Below are 20592 nucleotides of genomic sequence, written 5' to 3'. Positions count from 1 at the left end.
TTACGCGGACCTGGCGGCAAGCGTGCGACGGGCGATGATGATCTGCTGGATCTGGCTTGTGCCCTCGTAGATCCGCAGCAGGCGCACATCGCGGTACAGCCGCTCGATGTCGTATTCGCTCATGTAGCCCGCGCCGCCATGCACCTGCAGCGCGCGATCGGCGATGCGGCCCACCATCTCGGTGCAGAAGTACTTGGTGCACGAGGCTTCGAGAACCGCCTTTCCCTCGCGGTCGAACGTGTCGGCGGTGGAGCGGACGAGGGCGCGGGCCGCGTGCAGGTCGGCCTGGCAATCGGCGATGAGACCCTGCACGAGCTGGTGCTCTCCGATCGGCTTTCCGAACTGCTTGCGTTCCAGCGCGTAATCGGTGGCGATGTCGAGCATCCGCTGCCCCTGACCCACGGCCATCGCGCCGATGTGGATGCGACCGCGATCGAGAACCTTCATCGCGGTGCGAAACCCCTTGTTGAGGTTGTCGGGCCCGCCGATGATCGCGCTTTCCGGCACGCGCACGTCGTCGAAGATCACGTCCGATGTCTTGGTCCCGCGCTGACCCATCTTGCGGTCGGGCGCGGCGACGGTGATGCCGGGCGTGTCGGCCGGCACGAGGAACGCGCTGACGCCGCTGCCGTCGCGGCTGTCGGGATCGGTGCGTGCAAATACCGTGAAGACACCCGCGAAGACCGCGTTGGTGATATAGCGCTTGGTCCCGTTGATGACGAAATCGGGTCCGTCGCGACGGGCCGCCGTACGGATGCCACCCGCATCCGATCCGGTGTCGGGTTCGGTCAGGGCGAAGGACGCCACGGTCTCGCCCGAGGCGATGCCCGGCAGCCACGCCTCTTTCTGCGCGTCGGTGCCATCCATGACGATGCCCTGCGAGCCGATTCCGACATTGGTGCCGATCAGCGACCGGAACGAAAGAGAGGCATAGCAGAGCGTTTCGATCAGCCGCGCCTCTTGTGCGGCATCCAGACCGATGCCCCCGTACATCTGGGGCGTCGACAGACCGAACAGGCCCATGTCGCGCATCTCCTGTACGATCTTGTCGGGTACGGCGTTGTCCTCCTCGACCTGCCGTTCGGTCGGGATCAGCCGTTCGCGCACAAACCGATCGACGCTTTCGACCAGTTGTTCGAATACGTCGGACTCGACATCCTTTGCCATTCTCTTTCCTCCCCTGCATCCTGTCATGGATGCCACTTGCGTCCTCAACGCCATTCTGTATATTAAATTACATTTCGCAAGGAAAATTTCATGGAAGATGCGTCGCCGCACAAACCCGTCCCCGCCGTGCAGAATGCCGTCACGATTCTGCGCTTTCTCGCGGCGCGCGGCGCGCCGATGGGGGCGACGCAGATCGCGCGCGAGACCGGGTTGAACGTGTCATCGGCATTCAACATCCTGCGGACGCTCGCGCAGGACGGGCTGCTGAGTTTCGATCCGGGCAACAAGACTTACCGCATCGGCATGGGGATGATGGAGGTGGTCGCACCGCTTCTGGGCGCGAACCCGGCCGACCTGATTCGTCCCTTGATGAACGAAATCGCCGAGCGTCATCAGGTGATGATCGCGCTGTGGCAGATCACCGAGACGGAGCGTATCGTGCTGATCGACCGGTTTACGCCACGCTACATCGTGCAGGCGGTGATCTCGCGCAACAGCCGTCTTCCGGTTTTCGCGGGGGCCGTGGGACGGTGTTACGCGGCATCCCTGGGTCTTGACCGGGAGGGGGCGGCACGCGGATATGCAAGCGTGAGGTGGCAATCCGCGCCGGGCTTCGAGGCGTATTGGGACGATGTGCAGGCCGCGCGCGACAGCGGCGTCGCGTTCGATCACGGCAACCTGTTCAAGGGGCTGGAGATCGTTGCAACGCTGGTGCGGGATCTCGGTGGCACGCCCCGGCTGGGGATGAGCAGCATCACGATTGCCGGTCAGCACACACACGAGACCCTGCGCATCGTCACGACAGAGCTTGCGGGCGCGGCGGATCGTATCGAACGCAATGTTTTCGGACGTTACAACGGCGACGTGCCCGCGGGTTGACCCCGTGCCGTCGCTTCAATCCAGGGAGGATACATGACGCAATCACAACCACTTGACGGAAAGGTCATACTCGTGACCGGCGCCGGGGCAGGGATCGGTCGCGCCCTTGCCGTTCAGGCCGGGCATGCCGGCGCACGGGTCGTGGTCAACGATCTGGGCGCATCGCTCAAGGGCGCGCATGAACAGAGCGCCGCGGACGAGGTGGTGTCCGAGATCGAGGCGGCGGGTGGCAGCGCGGTTGCCGACGGCAACGACGTGTCCGACCCGGATGGCGCGAAAGCCATGGTCGCACGGGCCACGGATGCCTATGGACGCCTCGACGCGGTGGTGAACAATGCCGGCATCCTGCGCGACTCGTTCTTTCACAAGATGACCTTCGAGGACTTTGACGCGGTGGTCAAAGTGCATCTCTACGGCACCTTCAATGTCTCGCGTGCCGCGGCGGACGTGTTCCGCGCGCAATCGGACGGGTCGATCATCAACATGACCTCGACCTCGGGGTTGATCGGCAATCTTGCCCAGGCGAATTATTCGGCCGCAAAGCTGGGCATCGCGGCGCTGTCAAAGTCCATGGCGCTCGATCTGGCACGCTGGGGGGTGCGGTCCAACTGCATCGCGCCCTTCGCCTGGAGCCGCATGACATCCTCGATCAAGGTCGACAGCCCGGAGCAAGAGGCGCGACTGGCCAACCTGCGCAAGATGGTGCCCGAGAAGATCGCGCCGCTCGCACTGTATCTGGCCTCGGACGCGGCGAAGGACGTGACCGGCCAGATCTTCGCGGTCCGCAACAACGAGATCTTCCTGATGTCGCAGCCGCGCCCGGTGCGTTCGGTGCATGCCGGAGACGCCGGATGGAGCATCGAAAGCGTGGCCGACCGCGCGATTCCCGCGCTGCGCGCGAATTTCCTGCCCCTCGACGTGTCCGCCGACGTTTTCTCGTGGGAGCCGGTCTGACGATCGATACGACATGTGCCGGCCCTGTCCATCAGGGCGGGACCGGCCCTTGAGCAGACGCCCGCGGGAATCCCGTGGGATCAGTCGGGCGCGATGCATGCCTGGTCAGGTCGGGTCGAGCGAATCGACACGACGCCGTGCAGGGCGCGCGACGGTTCAAACCGGATTCTGCGCACCTGCAAAGAACAGCAGTTGGCCATCGGCATCATAGATCGGCCTGATCCGAAGACGGTTCACGAAGGCCGTGCCGTCCTTTCGATAGTTCAGGATATCGATCATGAATCGTGTTTCCGCACGCAAGGCGTGTCTGATGGCCTCTATGGCGTGCGGGCTCGTCTCCGGGCCCTGCAGAAAGCGGCAGTTGCGCCCGACGGCTTCCTCGGGGCTGTAACCGGTCTGGTCCTCGAATTCGTCACTGACGTAAATCATCGGATTATCCGGCAGGTAAGGGTCTGAAATGACGACGCTCATTTCGGCTTCGTCGGCTTCGAGCAGACCGCGCAGAGTGTCTTGGTCCATATTCGAGGTTCGTGTCTGCATGGGGCGTTCCAACTGATATCGATCTTGCATGGGCGACAGGTTCCGGAACCTAGGTTTACGTCCCCCCGACCGGATTCACCAGACGAATTCCGGGCGTGACGCCGGGTGCGCGAAAACGCAGGCGCACCTGCCCCTTACGCGTGTCGGCGACCATGACCTCGGGGGAGCTGTGTGCGACACGGGCCTCGACGGTGGATCACGTCGAACTGACCCAGCCCTCAGGCCCGGTCCGGCATCGCCAACCGGGGGACAGCGAGGTTCAGCCGGTGGTCGCGACACGGTGGTGGCCCCGGACCGTTTTAAGCCGAACGCGCTCAAAGCTTTCGCCAAGTGGCAGCACGGGGCTTTGCCCGTCCGGTGCGGGGGGCAGCAGGGGGCGGTGCCGTGACGGATCCGGCACGGGCACGGCCGAAAGCAGCCTGCGGGTGTAATGGTGCCGTGGGTCATGCAGCACGGACTCGCGCGGGCCTTCCTCCATCACCTGGCCAAGACGCAACACCATGACCCGGTCGGCCACCTGATCGACCACGGCCATGTCATGGCTGATGAACAGGTACGACAGCCCATCCTCGTCCTGCAATTCCTGCAGAAGGTCCAGCACCTGCGCCTGCACGGACACGTCGAGCGCAGAGACGCTTTCATCCGCGACGATCACCTTGGGCGACAGGCTCAGCGCGCGGGCGATACAGACCCGCTGGCGCTGACCGCCGGAAAACTCGTGCGGATAGCGCGACAGCATGTCGGCCGAAAGCCCCACGCGGCGAAACAGGAACTCGGCGCGATCGGTCAACTCGGAGCCGTGCGCAAGACCGTGGATCTTGAGCGGTTCGACCACCTGCTCGCCCACCGTCATGCGCGAGTCCAGCGAGGCGCCGGGATCCTGGAAGACCATCTGGATATCGCGCAGCACGGGCCGCATGGCGTGACGCGACAGCCCGCTGGTCTGCTTTCCGTCGATCCGCACAGACCCGTCCCACGGCACCAGATCCAGAAGCGCCTTGCCGATGGTCGATTTCCCCGAACCGGATTCGCCCACAAGCGCCAGCGTCTCGCCGGCGCGGATCGTGAACGACACGCCCTCGACCGCGTGCAGCCGCGCGACGGTGCGATTGAAGATGCCGCCGGTGACATCGAACCGGACGCTGAGGTCGTCCACCTCGACCAGCTTTCGCGCGCTGTCCTTCACGCTGCGCGCGGGCGCGCGGCCAAGCCGCGGCACCGCCGCCAGCAACTGCCGGGCATAGGCGGATTGCGGCGCGCTGAACATCTGCGCGACCGGGGCGGTTTCTTCGGGCCGACCCTCGCGCATGACGATCACGCGGTCGGCCATCTCGGCCACCACGCCCATGTCGTGGGTGATCATCAGCACGGCCGTGCCGTGTTCCTTCTGCATCAGGCGGATCAGATCGAGGATCTCGGCCTGCACGGTGACGTCAAGCGCCGTTGTCGGCTCGTCCGCGATCAGGATCTCGGGCTCGCAGGCCAGCGCGATGGCGATCATCACGCGCTGCCGCATGCCGCCCGACAGCTCGTGCGGGTATTGCTTCAGGCGGCGTTCGGGATCGGTCAGGCGCAGATCGCGCAGCAGTTTCAGCGCACGGGCCGGGGCTTCGGTGCGGGTGCACATTCCGTGTTCCAGAAGCACCTCGCAAAGCTGCCGTTCGATGGTCATCAGCGGGTTGAGCGACGTCATCGGCTCCTGAAAAATCATCGAGATCCGTCGCGCGCGGATGTCGCGGTAGCTGCGGTCGTTCAGCCCGGCAAGGTCCTGATCCCCTAGCCGGATAGACCCGTCGGTGATCCGTGCCATCGGCTGCGGCAAAAGCCCCATGATCGCCAGGGCCGTCATCGACTTGCCAGACCCGCTTTCGCCGGCCAGCGCCAGCGTTTCGCCCGGATGCAGGTCGAAGGACAGGTGATCGAGGACGGTCTTGCCGCCCTCGCCTGTCGCGACCTGGACCGTCAGATCGCGCACCCGAAGCACGGGGCGCGCGCTGTCGCCCCGTCCGGTTTCAGGATCGGGCCTCATTCGAAGACGACCCTCGGGAAATAGAAGGACACGACCCAGTTCGGCATGTCCACGATTTCCGAGATACGCAGATCGCCCGCGACCGAACACAGCAGATACGCGTCTTCGGGCGACAGGCCGTGCTGCTTGCCCAGCAGGTCGATCATGCCAGAGACCGCGTTCTTCGCGCCCTCCATCATGTCGGGCCCGATGCCGGTCGTCACCTCGTAGCCCTTGGCGTCGAGATGCCGTGTCACCGGCCCCGGCGTCGAGAAGCGCGGGAAATCCAGCCGTTCCTGCTTGATCAGGTCCAGCGTGATCTCGACATCCATCGGGCTTTCGATCGCGGTTCCGCACACCTCGCCGTCGCCCTGCGCCGCGTGGGTGTCGCCCACCGAGAACAGCGCGCCCGCGACCTCGACGGGCAGGTACAGCACCGACCCCACGGCCAGGTCGCGGATGTCGAGATTGCCGCCCATCCGGCGCGGCGGCACGACGGAATGCAGCCCCGGCTCGGCCGGGGCCAGCCCGATCGTCCCCGCGAACGGCTTCAGCGGCACCTTGGCGATGTCCGAGAACAGCGAGGGCGCCAGCGTGTCGGGGTTGTAGTCCCACACCTTCAGGTGCGGCTCGCCGAACTGGTCGGCCAGAAGGCCGAATCCGGGGATGTTGGCCGTCCAGCCAAAGCCGGACGGGTGGAATTGCTCCAGCGTGATCTTCAGGACGTCGCCCGGTTCGGCGCCATCGATGTAGACGGGGCCGGTGACCGGGTTGATCTTGCCGAAATCCATCGCCGCGACATCGGCGACGGTGCTGTCACGGGTAAGCTGCCCCGCCGAACTGTCGAGGCACTGGAAATGCACCCGGCTGCCCGGGGCCACCGTCCGGGCGGGTGGGATCGAATGATCCCACCCATGATGATGGTGGCCGTGGATCGTGTAATCGCAAGCCTTGCACATGATTTCACTCAGCGTCCGCGGAATAGATGTAGTCGTAGTTCACCGGAATGTGCACCGGGTCCACGAACAGGCTGTCATCACCGGCCATGTTGTCCGAGACCAGCGTGAAGCGCTGCTCGTTGAAGATCGGCACCCAGGGCGCGTCGTCCATGATGTCGACATAGATCGACCGCCATGCCTCTTCCCGCGCGGCGGGGTCGCCGACCATCGCATCCGCGTCGGCGGCGCGCTGGTCCAGATCCTCGTTGCAGTACCACGCCCAGTTCCAGCCACCGGGCACCGCGCCCGCGCAGCCAAGGATGGGGCCGTAGAAGTTTGACGGATCGGGGAAATCCGCGATCCAAGCCATGCCGCCCGACCAGATCATCGGGGCCTGATCCGCCGCGCCGCCCGCCGCGATGACGTTGGACTGTGCCAGGCTGCGGATTTCGGCGGTGACGCCGATCTCGGACAGATCCTGCTGGATCGCCTGTGCGATGCGCGGGTTGGGATCGACGTTCATGACGTAAAGCTCGGTGGTGAAGCCGTCGGGATACCCCGCCTCGGCCAGCATCTCGCGCGCGGCCTCGGGATCGAAGGGATAGCCCTCGTAGTCGTCCGCGTAGCCCGGCATCGTCGGCGGCAGCGGCTGGTTGGCAGGCACGGCGCGCCCGTTGATCATCTGCACGATCCGGTCCTTGTTGATCGCCATGTTCATGGCTTTACGGACTGCCACGTTGTCGAAGGGTTCCATTTGCGTGTTCAGCGTGACGTAGCCGGTGTGAAGCTGACCGCCCTCGACCACGTTGTCGGCCTGCTCGGGGTTGTTCATCACCTGAAGGAACTGCGCGGGCGGGATGCCGTCGCCGGGGACATCGGCCTCGCCGCTTTGCAGGCGCAACAGCGCGACTGTCGGGTCGAGCCCGATATCGAAGATCACCGTGTCAAGCTTGGGCACGCCGGCGCGGTGATAGTCCTCGAACCGCTCGAAGACGAGCTGCTGGCCCGGTGTCCATTCGGCAAGGCGGAACGCGCCGGAGCCCACAGGCTCGCGCCCGAAATCCTCGCCCGAGGCTTCGACCGCCTCGCGCGGCACGATCGAGGCGAAGTTGAGCGCCATGACATGGCTGAAGGTCGCGTCGGGCCGCGACAGGGTGATCTGCACGGTCTTGTCGCCCGTCACCTCGACGCCGCTCAGGCCGTCGCCCTCACCGGCATTCCAGGTGTCGAACCCCGCGATCATGCCGAAAAAGCCCGCGCCGGGGCTGCGGGTCGTCGGGTCGGTCACGCGCTCCAGCGAATACTTCACGTCCTCGGCGGTGATCTCGCGTCCATTGTGGAACTTGATCCCGTCCTTCAGCACGAAGGTGTGCACCGTGCCGTCGTCGGAGATCTCGTGGCTTGTGGCCAGTTCGTTGCGCAGGGTGGTCGTGCCGGGCTCGTAGCCCATCAGCCCGTCGAACAATGACTTGATCATCGACCAGTTCTGCCAGTCATATCCGATCGCGGGATCCAGCGTGGCGACATCGTCCTGGTAGGTCACGACCATCTCGCCGCCCTGCGGGGCGTCCTCGTCAACCTGGGCGAACGCGCCACCCGCGGCGAGCGCCAGTCCGGCGACGCCGGCCATCAATGCATTTTTCATGGGTCTTCTCTCCTCTGTCGGTTTCATTTGGTCTTGATTCGGGGATCGATCAGCGGGGCCACCAGATCGGCAATCAGGTTGCCGAGCACGATGGCCGTGGCCGAGACCATGGTCACGCCCATGATCACGGGGATGTCGACGCGCTGGATGGCCTGCCAGGCAAGCTGGCCGATCCCCGGCCATCCGAACACGCTTTCGACGACAACGATGCCCGACATGAACAGCCCGATATCGATCCCGATCATCGCGATGATCGGCAGGATCGCATTGGGCATGACGTGGCGGGTGATGATATGCAGGCGCGACAGCCCCTTGGCGCGGGCGGTCCGCACGAAATCCTGTTCCAGCACGTCGATCATCGACGATCGCATCATCCGGCTGTACCAGCCGGCGCCGAGAAACCCCAGCGTGATCGATGGCAGGATCAGGTGCGCGAAGGTCCCGTAGCCGCCGATCGGCAGCCAGCCAAGCTGTACCGCGAAGACATACAGCAGCAGGATGCCGATCACGAATTGCGGGGCCGAGATCGACACGAAGCTGAAGATCATCAGCGAATGGTCGGCCGGTTTGTTGCGACGCAGCGCCGCGACGACGCCGATGGTCAGCCCCAGGATCAGCTCGGTGACGATCGCCGATACCATCAGCAGCAACGACGCGGGCAGGCGGGCGGCGATCAGTTCGGACACCTCGGCGCGTTGCAGGTAGGACCGGCCCATGTCGCCCTGCAGCAGATTGCCCAGATATCGGAAATACTGCAGGAACAGCGGGTCGTTCAGCCCCAGCTGGTCACGGATGTTGGCGACCGTCTCGGCAGTGGCCGAGCGGCCGGCGATCTGCCGGGCCGGATCGGCCGGCACCAGGTAGAGCAGAACGAAGGTCACGAACGTGATCCCCAGAAGGATCAGCGCGCTTTCGATCAGCCGTCGTATCAGGTACCCGCTCATCCGTGCCGCCCTTTCAATGTCGGATCGAGAATGTCGCGCAACGCATCACCCACCAGGTTGAAGGCCAGCGCCAGCAGGACGATCAGCAGACCGGGAATGAAGACCAGCCACGGCGCGGTCGAGAAATAGGTCTGGTTCTCGAAGATGATGTTGCCCCAGCTTGGCATTGGCGGCTGCACGCCCACGCCCAGAAAGCTGAGCGTCGCCTCGAGCAGCACGGTCGTCGAGATGCCGAGGGTGCCGAAGACGATGATCGACGACAGCAGATGCGGCAAAAGGTGCTTTCCGAGGATGCGCAGGGGCGATGCGCCGATGGCGCGTTGCACCTGGATGAACTCGCGCTCGGCAAGGCTGCGGGTTTCGGTGTAGATCACGCGGCTCATCTGCACCCAGTTGACCATTGCGATCACCAGCGCGACGATCATCAGGCTGGGCTGAAAGATCGCGGCCAGCACGATCGCCAGCAACAGCGCGGGAAACGCCATCATCAAGTCGGTGAAGCGCATCAGCACCGCCGCCGTCCAGCCGCCGAAATATCCCGCCGCGATGCCGACCCCCGCGCCGAGGACCACGGCGATGCCGTTGGCCACCACCCCGATGATCAGCGAGGTGCGCGTCCCCAGAATAAGCCGCGAGGCGAGGTCGCGCCCCAGAAGATCGGTGCCTAGCAGGTACTCGCCCCCCGGCGGCAGCGGGCCGCCCATCAGGTCCAGCCCGTCAAAGCTTTGTTCGAATGGATCGTGCGGCATGATCCATGGCGCGAACACAGCGCAAAAGACCATCACCGCGATCACCGCCATACCGAACGCGGCGCGGGGACGGTGCAACAGCTCGCGCAGAACGACCCGGAACCGGCCGTGACTGCGCGCATGCAGGATGCGTGCCTCACTCATATCGCTCGCCCTCCGGCCATTCGCTTTTCGCTCAGCAGTCTGGCCGCGGCGTCCTCGAGGCTGAGTTGTTCCACCATCGCCATCGTGCGCAGCTGCTTGAGCGCCAGCGCCTCGTCGCGGCCGCCCTCCATCAATGCGAGAACCGCGCGGATCACGTCGAGCCGGCCGCTGCCACGGTGGGCCAGCTCTGCCTCGCGGGATTTGCGTTCGGATTTCCGCGCGAACACCTCGTGCGCGATCACCATCGCGGAAAACAGGTTGCCCAGCCCGGTGACGGGCAGAAACGCGTCCACCTCCTGCGTCAGCGCCCATGCCAGGCGTCCGGGGCTTTCCGATCCGATCAGCCCAATCAGAGGCATCGGCGCGGCGGCGCGCGCCCAGGGCAACATGCCGTCATCCGCCGTGTCGATGTCGAGGATCAGGGTATCGGCGTCTTTCGCGGTCGCCGCATCTAGGTCATCGCTCTGGACGCGGGCGCGCACGCCCAGCCTGTCGCAGCGATCCTTGATGCGCTGGCCGATTTCCGGCGACCGGTGCAGGACAAGCGCTGTCTGACCGGAAAAATTGTGCACGGGCATACGTGTCATTTGACGACCCTCAACTCGCGTTGCGGAACGGGGGTGGACTGAGGCAGGCGCGCTGCCTGCGACGTCATGTAGGGATCGGCGGCGACAGGCGCGTCGGCGCTGCAAACGATCTCGAAACGGCCATTCCGGGCGATCGCCAGCCGGGGGGTGAGCATGGCGTGCCGCAGCACGGGGTCGATCGGCATCGCCCCCATCGCGGTGACCACGGGTGTTTCCGCCGCCGCGCGGAACACCGCCGAGGGGGCGTCCGTGCCAGCGCTGCGGACGGCGGTGGATATCATCTCGACCGCTGCGAAGGACGTTGCGAAAAAGGACGACACACGCCCGTTCGGCGCGTGGCGTCGGGCGGCGTCGCGCAGCGTGTCGCTTGCGTTCTCCTCGAAAAAGCTGCCCGCCGACAAGAGGCCGTTCGCCGCCGACCCTATCTCGGCGAGATCCGCTTCGCTCTGGTTGAAGCTGACCACCTGCACCGCGGTCCGATCGGCATGATCGCGCGTCGCCATCGCCTGAAGAAAGCTTGTATTGGAGGGGCCGATCAGGCTGTCGATGACGCAGTCGGGGCTTTGGTCCCGGATCTCGTCAAGAACATGGTCCGGCATGTGCGCGCCAAGCGGTATGTGGCGTTCGCCCACCACCTCGATGTTTCGCGCCTTCAGGCATTCCCGCGCCAGCCGCAGCGTTTCCCATCCCCAGACGTAATTCGAACCCAGCAGGTACGCGCGCCGCATGCCCTGGGCCGCGATCCAGTCGATGGCCGGAACGACGTGATGGTTGGGCGACGCGCCCAGATAGACCACGTGATCGTTGCTTTCGAACCCTTCGTAGGGGCATGGATACCACAGCAGCCCGCCATGGCGTTCCAGAAGCGGGATCATTTCCTTCCGGCTCCACGATGTGATCGCCCCGACGATATGGCGCACGCCGCTTTCCAGCATCTCGCGCGTCATCCGTTCGTAGGCGGCCATATCGCCACCGGGATCGGCGATCACCGGCGTGATCGGTCGGTCCGCGTGCCGTTGCAGGGCCTCGATCGCCCCGAGAGCCCCGGCGAGCGCGCTTTGCCCAAGCGCGGCATAGCTGCCCGTGGTTGAGAATATGAGACCCAGACGCAGTTCCAAGATTCTGTCGCACCCATTAAAAAAGCCCCGCCCCCTCAGTCCAAGGGGAAACGGGGCTTGATTGCCTTTGGCTTTTTCGGCCTTTGTAGTTTCAGTATGAGATATCTTTGCGGGGCTGTCCAGCATGCCATCGCGATACAGGCCGACGCCCGCACGGCTGTGACCGATAATTGTGCAAACCTGCGCTGTTCGGTCGGGATGCGTCGCCATCTTGCCGGTCGGATCGTACCGTTCGATGCTTCACGCACTTCAATCGGGGGGTGTTCCGACGGTCAGTGTGACCCGGTCCCCCGCGAACCATGTGTGTCCGTATTCCACCGGCCGTCCCGCGCCGTCCCGATTGATCGCCACCGCGCGCAAAAGCGGCGCGCCCTCGGCCAGCCGCAGGTGTTTGGCCTGGGTCGCAGAGGCTGATTTCGCCGTCAGTCGCGTTTCGGCCCGGATGTAGTCGGTCAGCCCCTCGGCCTCGAAGGCTGCGGTGACCGACGGTGTGCGGCGCAGATGATCGAGCAGCCCGGCAAAGCGTTCGGCGGGGAAGACGCTGCGAAACAACGCGATCGGGTCGCCGTCGGCTGTCGAAAGCCCCTCGTACACGTGCACCTTGTCGCCCTCGTCAAGGGCCAGCGCCGCCGCCTCGCGGGGGTCGGCGGTACGCGTTTCCAGCAGCAAGGCCGTTTTGCCGGGGCTGCGTCCGGCGGCCTCCAGGTTCTGGTGGAACCTCACGCGCCGCCCCAACGGGTAGTCTGTCGGCCTGCGGGACACGAAGACCCCCGCGCCCCGGCGGGAATGGATCGCGCCGGCCTCGGCCAGTGCCGCAAGGGCGCGCCGGACGGTGTGCCGATTGACGCCAAAGCGTTCGGCCAGCCGCGCCTCGGTCGGCAATCGGTCGCCGGGGCCATACCGTCCGCGCCCGATCTCGTCCGAAAGAGTATCGCGAATGGCGCTCCAGAGTGTGCTGCGGGGCATGCCTGTCACCAAAGTTTCATGCGCGCGGACATGGACGACTGCGGCGCGTTGCTGTAAGAAGATGTCTAGTTGTATAGTAAGATGGACAAATCGACAAGATGTCGGATGACGCCGAAATAAACGCAACTGCGACCGCAGAGCGGCGCGCGCGCCTCTCGACGCTGGCGTGCGCGCCGGCCGGTCGGGTGGCGACACTGTGGGCCGCCTTTGGCGACGCGCCCGACCACGAGGTCCTGCGCGCGCCCGAGATCGGCACGGTGATGGTGCGCGGTCGCGCGGGCGGCACCGGCGCCCCGTTCAACCTGGGCGAGGTCACGGTGACGCGTTGCGCGGTGCGACTGGCCGGCGGCAGTGTCGGGCACGGATATGTGCAGGGCCGGGACAAGACCCATGCCCGCACCGTTGCGCTGATCGATGCCCTCGCCGAGGCGGGTGAGGTTGCCCGGATCGAGGCCCTGATCCTCGCGCCGCTGCGCGCCGAGGCCGAGGCCGCCCACGCCACTCGCGCCGGAAAGGCCGCCACGACCAAGGTGGACTTCTTCACCATGGTCAGGGGGGAGGGATGATGACACGCACCGACACGACCGCCGCAGCCGTTCAGGGGGCCTTTGCCGATCCTGCGCGCGATGCCTCGCGGGTCTTTCGCGCCGCGTTGCAGGCCATGTCGCGCCCCGGACGGATCGAAACCGTGTCCGGCGCGGTTCCGCCCGCGCCTGTATCGGTGGCGGCCGGGGCTTTGCTGTTGACGCTGTGCGATGGTGACACCGGTGTGTTTCTTGCGCCGTCGCATGACACCCCGGATCTGCGGGCGTGGATCACGTTTCACACAGGTGCGCCGCTGGTCGGGCCTGACGCCGCGGTGTTCGCCCTCGGCGCGTGGGGGGCGCTGCAACCGCTGTCGCGCTTTGCCGTCGGCACCGCCGATTATCCCGACCGCTCGGCCACGCTGATCGTGGAACGGGACATGCTGGACCCGACCGGCGCCCGGCTGACCGGGCCGGGGATCGCCGACACGGCGCGTTTGAACCTGCCCGAGACGGGGGCCTTCGCCGCGAACCGGTCCCGCTTTCCGCTGGGGCTGGATTTCTATTTCACCTGCGGGGGGCGTCTTGCGGCCGTGCCGCGCTCGACCCGTGTCGAGGAGGACGCCTGATGTATGTTGCCGTCAAGGGGGGCGAGCGGGCGATTGACAACGCCCATGCGTGGCTGGCCGAGGAGCGGCGCGGTGATGCCGATGTTGCCACGCTGGGCGTCGCGCAGATCCGTGAACAGCTTGCGCTTGCCGTGAACCGGGTGATGGCCGAAGGTTCGCTGTTCGACCCGGACCTCGCCGCGCTGGCGATCAAGCAGGCCCGTGGCGACATGATCGAGGCGGTGTTCCTGATCCGCGCCTATCGCACGACACTGCCGCGTTTCGGCGCGAGCCGACCGGTGGACACGGCGGCGATGATCTGTGACCGGCGCATTTCGGCCACCTTCAAGGATCTGCCCGGCGGACAGATTCTGGGTCCGACATTCGATTATTCGCATCGCTTGATCGACTTTGCCCTGGCCGCCGAGGGCGAGCAGGGGCCGGAACCCGCGCCGCGGTCCGACGCCCAGACCGAGACCCTGCCGCATGTTACCGGGTTTCTCGCGCGCGAAGACCTGATCCAGCCCGAACCCCAAGACGAGGCCACCCCGCGCGACCTGACGCGCGAGCCGCTGGATTTTCCCGCCGACCGGCCGCTGCGGCTGCAAGCCCTGGCGCGTGGGGACGAGGGGTTCGTGCTGTCGATGGCCTATTCCACGCAGCGCGGCTACGGGCGCAACCATCCCTTCGTGGGCGAGTTGCGCGTTGGGGCCGTCCGGGTCGAGATGGATATTCCCGAACTGGGCTTTGCCATCGACATCGGCGAGGTTCGCCTGACAGAATGCGAGACGGTCAACCAGTTCACCGGCTCGAAGACCGCGCCGCCGCAATTCACGCGCGGTTACGGGCTTGTTCTGGGACATTCCGAACGCAAGGCGATTTCCGTGGCGCTGGTCGACCGGGCCCTGCGATGGGAGGAACTGGGCGAGGACGACGTCGGTGCCCCCGCGCAGGACGCGGAATTCGTCCTCAGCCATGCCGACAACGTGCAGGCGACGGGCTTTCTCGAGCATATCAAGCTGCCGCATTACGTCGATTTCCAGTCCGAGCTGGAGCTTATCCGCCGTCTGCGCGCCAGTGCCGCGCCTGCCGGGGACACCGACAGCGACAGCGCAACATCCGAGGCCGCAGAATGACCCCCGCCCCCGATGGCCCGACGAAAGGCCCCGACATGACAGAGGACGCCTACAATTTCGCGTATCTTGACGAGCAGACCAAGCGGATGATCCGTCGCGCGATCCTCAAGGCGGTGGCGGTGCCGGGCTACCAGGTGCCGTTCGCCAGCCGCGAGATGCCCATGCCCTATGGCTGGGGCACCGGCGGGGTGCAGGTGTCGGCGGCCTGCCTGACGCCCGACGACACGCTGAAGGTGATCGACCAGGGGGCGGACGACACCACCAACGCGGTGTCGATCCGCAAGTTCTTTCAGCGTACCGCGGGCGTGGCCGTGACCGAACGCACCACCGATGCCACCGTGATCCAGACCCGCCACCGCGTGCCTGAAACGCCGCTCAACGAGGACCAGATCCTTGTCTACCAGGTGCCGATCCCCGAACCGCTGCGTTTTCTGGAGCCGCGCGAGACCGAGACCCGGCGAATGCACGCGCTGGAGGAATACGGGCTGATGCATGTCCGGCTGTACGAGGATATCGCGCGGCACGGCGAGATCGCCACATCCTATGCCTACCCGGTCAAGGTCGAGGGTCGCTATGTGATGGACCCGTCGCCGATCCCCAAATTCGACAACCCGAAACTGTCGGACTGTGCGGCGATCCAGTTGTTCGGCGCGGGGCGCGAGCAGCGGATCTATGCCCTGCCGCCGTATTCGCGTGTCGTCAGCCTGGATTTCGAGGATCATCCGTTCGATCCGTCGCGGGCCGATCATCCCTGCGCCTTGTGCGACGCCACGCAAAGCTATCTTGACGAGGTGATCGTCGATGATGCGGGGACACGGATGTTCGTGTGTTCGGATACCGACTATTGCACCGCACGCCGCGCCGCCGGGCACGGCAGCGGGGCCGGTGACACCACGCCGGCGGCAGGAGACGCGCGATGACCGAGACACGCATGGCGGCGGCCCCGACATCCGCGTTTCAAACCGATCCCGGCGCGCCCCTGCTGCGCGTGGAGGCGCTCACCAAACACTATGGCGCGCGTGTCGGCTGCGCCGATGTGTCCTTTGATCTCTGGCCGGGCGAGGTTCTGGGCGTGGTGGGCGAAAGTGGCTCGGGCAAATCGACGTTGCTCAGCTGTCTTGCAGGCCAGCTTGCCCCCGATACCGGGCGCGTGATCTTCGATACCCGCACCGACGGGCCGCGCGACACCCTGACCATGCCCGAGGGCGAACGCCGGACGCTGGGGCGCACCGACTGGGCCTTTGTCCATCAGAACCCGCGCGACGGGCTTCGGATGCGGGTCAGCGCGGGTGGCAATGTCGGCGAACGCCTGATGGCCGTCGGCGCGCGGCATTATGGACAGATCCGGGGCGCCGCGTCGGAATGGCTGGACCGGGTCGAGATCGAACTGGACCGGATCGACGACCGGCCCGCGGCCTTTTCCGGGGGGATGCAGCAGCGTTTGCAGATTGCGCGCAATCTTGTGACCGGGCCGCGGCTGGTCTTCATGGACGAACCGACCGGGGGCCTCGATGTCAGCGTTCAGGCACGCCTGCTGGATCTCTTGCGCGGGCTGGTACGCCGCATGGGGCTGTCCGCGATCGTGGTCACGCATGATCTGGCCGTCGTCCGGCTGTTGGCGGACCGGCTGATGGTGATGAAATCCGGACATGTGGTAGAGCAGGGACTGACCGACCAGGTGCTGGATGACCCGCAGCACGGCTATACCCAGCTTCTGGTCAGTTCGGTCCTGCGGGTATGAGGAGCGAGTCGATGATCGAGGTCGCGGATCTGGGAAAATCCTTCACGCTGCACGACCAGGGCGGGGCGGTGATCCCGGTTCTGCAGGGCGCCTGCTTCGAGGTCGCCCGCGGCGAATGTGTCGCGCTGACCGGTGACAGCGGTGCGGGCAAATCCACCGTCATGCGTATTCTCTACGGTAATTACCGCGCGCAAAGCGGGCGGGTGGTCGTCGCCGGCGTCGATATCGCCAGTGCCGCGCCCCGCACGATCCTTGCGCTGCGCCGTTCGGGTCTGGGCTATGTCAGCCAGTTCTTGCGGGTCGTGCCGCGCGTGCCCGCGCTGGAGGTTGTGGCAGAGCCGTTGCTGGCCCTCGGAACCGAAGAAGACGCCGCCTTTGCGCGGGCACGGGCCTTGCTGACGCGGCTGCGCGTCCCCGAGCGGCTTTGGTCGTTGTCGCCCACCACATTTTCCGGGGGCGAGCAGCAGCGGGTCAACATCGCGCGCGGCTTTGCGCATGGCTATCCCGTGCTGCTGCTGGACGAGCCTACGGCAAGCCTCGATGCTGCCAACCGTGAGACCGTGCTGACGCTGATCGAAGAGGCCAAGGCGGATGGCGCTGCGATCGTCGGCATCTTTCACGACCAGACCGCGCGGGCGCGTGTCGCGGACCGTGAGGTGGATGTCAGCCGCTTCGCCCCGGTGGCGGCATGAACGAGGGCCGGCTGATCGCCGTGGTCGGCCCTTCGGGCGTGGGCAAGGACAGCCTTATGGACAGCATCTGCGTGGCCCGTCCCGCGCTGCAGCGTGTCCGTCGCGTGATCACCCGGTCGCCCGATGCCGGTGGCGAGGATTTCGAGTCGGTGACCCCGGACGAGTTCGCCCGCCGCAGCGCGGCCGGGCAGTTCGCGCTGTGCTGGCAGGCGCACGGGCTGCACTACGCGATCCCGGTGGATGCGCTGCGCGGTCCGGCCCGCGGACAGGACGCGGTGGCGAATCTGTCTCGCCGGGTTCTTGTCGAGGCACAGGCCCTGTTCCCCCGGTTGCACGTGCTGTCCGTGACGGCCCCGCCCGAGGTTCTGGCGAACCGGCTGACCGCCCGCGGGCGTGAACCGGGCGACGAGACGGCGCAACGTCTGTCCCGCGCCGCGCCGCCGCTGCCCCGAGGCGTCGCCGTGACCGAGATCGACAATGGCGGCCCGCTGGCCGCGGCCGCCGCGGCCGCACTGGCCGCGCTCTATCCCGAAAGGGCCGAACGATGAAGCACGTGAAACCGCCCGTCGGCAGCTTCGCCCAGCAGGGCGAGGCTGCCGATCACCATGGGCTGCGACAGGACATCGTCGAAATGCGCCGCAAGGATGCGCGCGGCATCGGTCGGTGCCTCCAGCGGGCCGGTCAGGGTCAGGTGAAAGCGGAACTCGTCCATCACGAAGGGATAGCCCCATCGCGCCAGCATCGATGCCTGCCGTTCGGTCAGGCCGGGGCCCGTACGGCTGGCGATCTCTGCCTCGGTTGGCGGGTCGCGAAACGCATCCAGCGCGCGCACGGTGTCTCCGGCCAGCGCTGCCAATGCGTCGGTCGGGCCTTCGGGGCGCAATGCGACGAACCGGCCCATCGGCGCCACGGCCAGCCCATCCAGCGCGACCGGCGCGCGCCCGGCGCAAAATCTGTCCAGCGCGGAGCGCAGCACCTCCGGGTCGGCGCCCGCGGCAAGGCGGAAGGGCGGCTTGACCGTGCCGTGAAAGCCGTATTTGCGCGGCCGCCTTGTCAGCGTCGCCGCGGGGGCGGACAGCCCCGGCAATTCGGGCGGGGTTCGGTCACGACCGGCGACGCTGTCCCAGCCCAGCCAGTCCGCGCCGCGATCGTACAGCGGGCCTTCGGGGACGACGTATATGCAATAACGACGGTACGCGGTCATCGGCTGTCTCCAAATCGGTCGGAACGACAAGAAAGGTGGTCTGGATGCCACGCGACATGATCCTTGCCAATGCCCGCCTCGTCCTGCCGGACGAAATCGTCACCGGCAGCCTGCGGATCGACGGTGACCGGATCGTGGCCATCGACACCGGGAAGACGGTGCCCAAGGGGGCCGAGGATTGCGGTGGCGACTTCGTGGCGCCGGGGTTGGTAGAGCTGCACACCGACAACCTAGAGCGGCATCTGCGCCCGCGCCCGTCGGCCGCATGGCCGCATGACGCGGCCATCGTCGCGCATGACGCCGAGCTTGCCGGAACCGGCATCACGACCGTTTTCGACGCGATCCGCGTGGGCTCCATCGAGACCGGCGGCACGACCCCGGATCATCACCGTTATGCCCGCGCCATGGCGAACGAGATCCTGGCGATGCGCGCCGCAGGCGCGTTGCGGATCAGCCATCATCTGCATCTGCGCGCTGAAATCTGTTCTGAAACGCTGATCGAGGAGCTTGAGACCTTCGGTCCGGCGGATCGGATCGGCATCCTCAGCCTGATGGATCATACGCCCGGCCAGCGGCAATTTGCCGATCTGGGGCAATACGAAGCCTATGTGCGCGGCAAGCAGGGCTTGTCGCAGGCCGCGTTCGCGCGTCATGTGCGCGTCCGCCAGGATCTGGGGGCGCGCGTCGCCGCCACGCATGAGGCGGCCGCCGTCGCGGCGGCCGGGCGGCTGGGGGCCGTCCTTGCCAGCCATGACGACACCACGGTCGCGCATGTGGACCGCAGTGCACGCCACGGCACGCGGTTGGCCGAGTTTCCAACCACGCACGACGCGGCACAGGCCAGCCACGACCGTCGGATCGCGGTCATGATGGGGGCGCCGAACCTTATCCGCGGAGAATCCCATTCCGGCAACGTGTCGGCCGCCGCTTTGGCGCAGGCGGGATTGCTGGATATCGTATCCTCGGACTATGTGCCGGCGGCCCTGTTGCAGGCGGCGGTCGCGCTTGGCGATCAATGGGGCGACATGGCGCGCGCCATGGGGACGGTAACGCGTGCGCCGGCCCTGGCTGCCGGGCTTGATGACCGTGGCAGGATAGAACCGGGGTTGCGCGCCGACGTGATCCGTTTCGGCCTTGTGCGCAGCGTGCCCTTGCTGCGCGGGGTCTGGTCGCAGGGCGCCCGGGTTGCATAGGTCAAATGGCAAGGCCCTCGGCCGTCAGATACGCCATCGCCGCGCTTATGTGGCCGCGGTCCTTCAGTTCGAGCAGCAGATGCGGCCGCCGGGGCAGGGCGGCGAGTGCGGCGAAGACCGCGTGCCAGTGGATCGTGCCGCGCCCCGGCGCCCAGTGGCGGTCGGCATGGCCGTCGGCGTCCTGAAGATGGACGTGCCGCAGCATGTCGCCGGCGCGTGTTATGAAATAGTCCACCGGTGGTGCGCCGGTGCTGCCATGCGCGTATTGCGCGTGGCCCGTATCGAGCGAAAGCTGCACGTTCGCGCTGTCGAAACTGCGCGCCAGCGTCAGCCGGGCGTCGGGATCGACATCTTCGATATTCTCGATCACCAGCGTCACGCCCTCGTCCTCGGCGCGTCGGACAACGGGGCCAAGCACGTCGTGAACGGCTGCGATCCTGTCGGCGCGCGCCGAGGGCGACCCGTCGAGATTGTTGTGATCCCACGTCGTGTAGGGCGAATGGATCACCATCTGCGTGGCCCCGAGCGCCGCGCAGGCGTCCAGTCCGGTCAGGAACCGCCGGGTGATGAGGGGGGCGATCTCGGGGTCGTTGTTGGCGATATCCAGACCGAGAAACGGGCCGTGGATCCCCAGCCGTCCCTCGAACCCGTCAAGCGCCGCACGCGCCGCAGCTACGTGGGCGCGCCAGTCGCCCAGCAAGACCTCGGGCATCAGGAAATCCTGAATCTCCAGATCGCGCTGGCCGGCGATCAACCAGTCGCGAAAGCGCGGCAGATCCTCGACCATGAGTGCGGCGCCGACGGAAAGCGGCAAGGTCATGTCATGTTCCTTTCACATCTTGTGCCGAATGTGCC

Annotated in this window: 22 protein-coding genes; 10 read left to right on the top strand and 12 right to left on the bottom strand. The window is 66.3% G+C overall.

Annotated elements, in window-relative coordinates; all coding sequences use genetic code 11:
• Positions 1-1167 (bottom strand): acyl-CoA dehydrogenase family protein, encoded by a 1167-nt coding sequence (locus ACROSR_RS08460; protein ID WP_432683992.1) that lies wholly within the window; start codon positions 1165-1167, stop codon positions 1-3.
• Positions 1168-1257: 90 nt separating this feature from the next.
• Here ACROSR_RS08460 and ACROSR_RS08455 point away from each other — a divergent pair, with 90 nt between their 5' ends.
• Together ACROSR_RS08455 and ACROSR_RS08450 are read left to right on the top strand one after the other, a co-directional pair.
• Positions 1258-2046 carry an IclR family transcriptional regulator gene (locus tag ACROSR_RS08455; protein ID WP_432683990.1) on the top strand — a complete coding sequence of 263 codons (789 nt, stop codon included), beginning with the start codon at positions 1258-1260 and terminating at the stop codon, positions 2044-2046.
• A 33-nt stretch (positions 2047-2079) separates the two neighbouring features.
• Positions 2080-3000, top strand: coding sequence for an SDR family NAD(P)-dependent oxidoreductase (locus ACROSR_RS08450; protein WP_432683988.1), 921 nt, complete (start codon positions 2080-2082; stop codon positions 2998-3000).
• 156 nt (positions 3001-3156) lie between these two features.
• On the opposite strand, the gene ACROSR_RS08445 is transcribed toward ACROSR_RS08450, so the two are convergent.
• From ACROSR_RS08445 to phnF, 9 genes are all read right to left on the bottom strand, one after another.
• Positions 3157-3540 carry a PAS domain-containing protein gene (locus ACROSR_RS08445; RefSeq protein ID WP_432683986.1) on the bottom strand — a complete coding sequence of 128 codons (384 nt, stop codon included), beginning with the start codon at positions 3538-3540 and terminating at the stop codon, positions 3157-3159.
• A 259-nt stretch (positions 3541-3799) separates the two neighbouring features.
• Complete coding sequence (locus ACROSR_RS08440; protein WP_432683985.1) at positions 3800-5569, bottom strand: ABC transporter ATP-binding protein; 1770 nt, start codon at positions 5567-5569, stop codon at positions 3800-3802.
• Positions 5566-6507, bottom strand: coding sequence for an acetamidase/formamidase family protein (locus ACROSR_RS08435; protein ID WP_432683983.1), 942 nt, complete (start codon positions 6505-6507; stop codon positions 5566-5568). Before ACROSR_RS08435 ends, ACROSR_RS08440 begins: the two co-directional genes overlap by 4 nt.
• A gap of 4 nt (positions 6508-6511) precedes the next feature.
• Complete coding sequence (locus ACROSR_RS08430) at positions 6512-8131, bottom strand: ABC transporter substrate-binding protein (protein WP_432683981.1); 1620 nt, start codon at positions 8129-8131, stop codon at positions 6512-6514.
• Positions 8132-8154: 23 nt separating this feature from the next.
• Positions 8155-9075 carry an ABC transporter permease gene (locus ACROSR_RS08425; RefSeq protein WP_432683979.1) on the bottom strand — a complete coding sequence of 307 codons (921 nt, stop codon included), beginning with the start codon at positions 9073-9075 and terminating at the stop codon, positions 8155-8157.
• On the bottom strand, positions 9072-9968 hold the full coding sequence (locus ACROSR_RS08420) for an ABC transporter permease (RefSeq protein ID WP_432683977.1): 897 nt from the start codon (positions 9966-9968) through the stop codon (positions 9072-9074). Before ACROSR_RS08420 ends, ACROSR_RS08425 begins: the two co-directional genes overlap by 4 nt.
• Complete coding sequence (locus tag ACROSR_RS08415) at positions 9965-10555, bottom strand: ANTAR domain-containing protein (RefSeq protein WP_432683975.1); 591 nt, start codon at positions 10553-10555, stop codon at positions 9965-9967. The genes ACROSR_RS08420 and ACROSR_RS08415 overlap by 4 nt, the downstream gene beginning before the upstream one ends.
• A complete protein-coding gene (locus ACROSR_RS08410; protein WP_432683973.1) occupies positions 10552-11673 on the bottom strand; it encodes a transporter substrate-binding protein in 1122 nt (373 codons plus the stop codon). Before ACROSR_RS08410 ends, ACROSR_RS08415 begins: the two co-directional genes overlap by 4 nt.
• Before the next feature lie 249 nt (positions 11674-11922).
• Complete coding sequence (phnF, locus tag ACROSR_RS08405; RefSeq protein WP_432683971.1) at positions 11923-12639, bottom strand: phosphonate metabolism transcriptional regulator PhnF; 717 nt, start codon at positions 12637-12639, stop codon at positions 11923-11925.
• A gap of 98 nt (positions 12640-12737) precedes the next feature.
• Here phnF and phnG point away from each other — a divergent pair, with 98 nt between their 5' ends.
• The 7 genes from phnG to phnN are packed head-to-tail and all read left to right on the top strand — an operon-like array spanning position 12738 to position 17888.
• A complete protein-coding gene (gene phnG / locus ACROSR_RS08400; protein ID WP_432683969.1) occupies positions 12738-13205 on the top strand; it encodes a phosphonate C-P lyase system protein PhnG in 468 nt (155 codons plus the stop codon).
• Positions 13205-13792 carry a phosphonate C-P lyase system protein PhnH gene (phnH, locus tag ACROSR_RS08395; protein ID WP_432683967.1) on the top strand — a complete coding sequence of 196 codons (588 nt, stop codon included), beginning with the start codon at positions 13205-13207 and terminating at the stop codon, positions 13790-13792. Before phnG ends, phnH begins: the two co-directional genes overlap by 1 nt.
• The gene (locus ACROSR_RS08390) at positions 13792-14907 is read left to right on the top strand and encodes a carbon-phosphorus lyase complex subunit (protein ID WP_432683965.1); all 1116 of its coding nucleotides are present in this window, start codon (positions 13792-13794) and stop codon (positions 14905-14907) included. Before phnH ends, ACROSR_RS08390 begins: the two co-directional genes overlap by 1 nt.
• Before the next feature lie 35 nt (positions 14908-14942).
• Positions 14943-15827 (top strand): alpha-D-ribose 1-methylphosphonate 5-phosphate C-P-lyase PhnJ, encoded by an 885-nt coding sequence (locus ACROSR_RS08385; RefSeq protein ID WP_432684076.1) that lies wholly within the window; start codon positions 14943-14945, stop codon positions 15825-15827.
• Positions 15824-16648, top strand: a complete 825-nt coding sequence (gene phnK / locus ACROSR_RS08380) for a phosphonate C-P lyase system protein PhnK (protein ID WP_432683963.1) — start codon at positions 15824-15826, stop codon at positions 16646-16648. The genes ACROSR_RS08385 and phnK overlap by 4 nt, the downstream gene beginning before the upstream one ends.
• Before the next feature lie 11 nt (positions 16649-16659).
• Positions 16660-17340, top strand: a complete 681-nt coding sequence (gene phnL, locus ACROSR_RS08375; RefSeq protein ID WP_432683961.1) for a phosphonate C-P lyase system protein PhnL — start codon at positions 16660-16662, stop codon at positions 17338-17340.
• A complete protein-coding gene (phnN, locus tag ACROSR_RS08370) occupies positions 17337-17888 on the top strand; it encodes a phosphonate metabolism protein/1,5-bisphosphokinase (PRPP-forming) PhnN (protein ID WP_432683959.1) in 552 nt (183 codons plus the stop codon). The genes phnL and phnN overlap by 4 nt, the downstream gene beginning before the upstream one ends.
• On the opposite strand, the gene ACROSR_RS08365 is transcribed toward phnN, so the two are convergent.
• Positions 17864-18544 carry a DUF1045 domain-containing protein gene (locus tag ACROSR_RS08365; protein WP_432683957.1) on the bottom strand — a complete coding sequence of 227 codons (681 nt, stop codon included), beginning with the start codon at positions 18542-18544 and terminating at the stop codon, positions 17864-17866. The two genes, phnN and ACROSR_RS08365, sit on opposite strands and share 25 nt — an antisense overlap.
• 44 nt (positions 18545-18588) lie before the next feature.
• Between ACROSR_RS08365 and ACROSR_RS08360 the strand changes: the two genes are divergently transcribed.
• Positions 18589-19737 carry an alpha-D-ribose 1-methylphosphonate 5-triphosphate diphosphatase gene (locus ACROSR_RS08360; protein WP_432683955.1) on the top strand — a complete coding sequence of 383 codons (1149 nt, stop codon included), beginning with the start codon at positions 18589-18591 and terminating at the stop codon, positions 19735-19737.
• Between the two features lies 1 nt (position 19738).
• On the opposite strand, the gene ACROSR_RS08355 is transcribed toward ACROSR_RS08360, so the two are convergent.
• Complete coding sequence (locus ACROSR_RS08355) at positions 19739-20557, bottom strand: sugar phosphate isomerase/epimerase family protein (protein WP_432683953.1); 819 nt, start codon at positions 20555-20557, stop codon at positions 19739-19741.
• Positions 20558-20592 lie beyond the last annotated feature (35 nt).

It is taken from the genome of Roseovarius tibetensis, from assembly GCF_050896375.1.
GTDB classification, from domain to species: Bacteria; Pseudomonadota; Alphaproteobacteria; order Rhodobacterales; family Rhodobacteraceae; genus Roseovarius; species Roseovarius tibetensis.
Note: the sequence above shows the minus strand (reverse complement) of the source record. Positions and strands in the feature narration are given on the sequence as shown.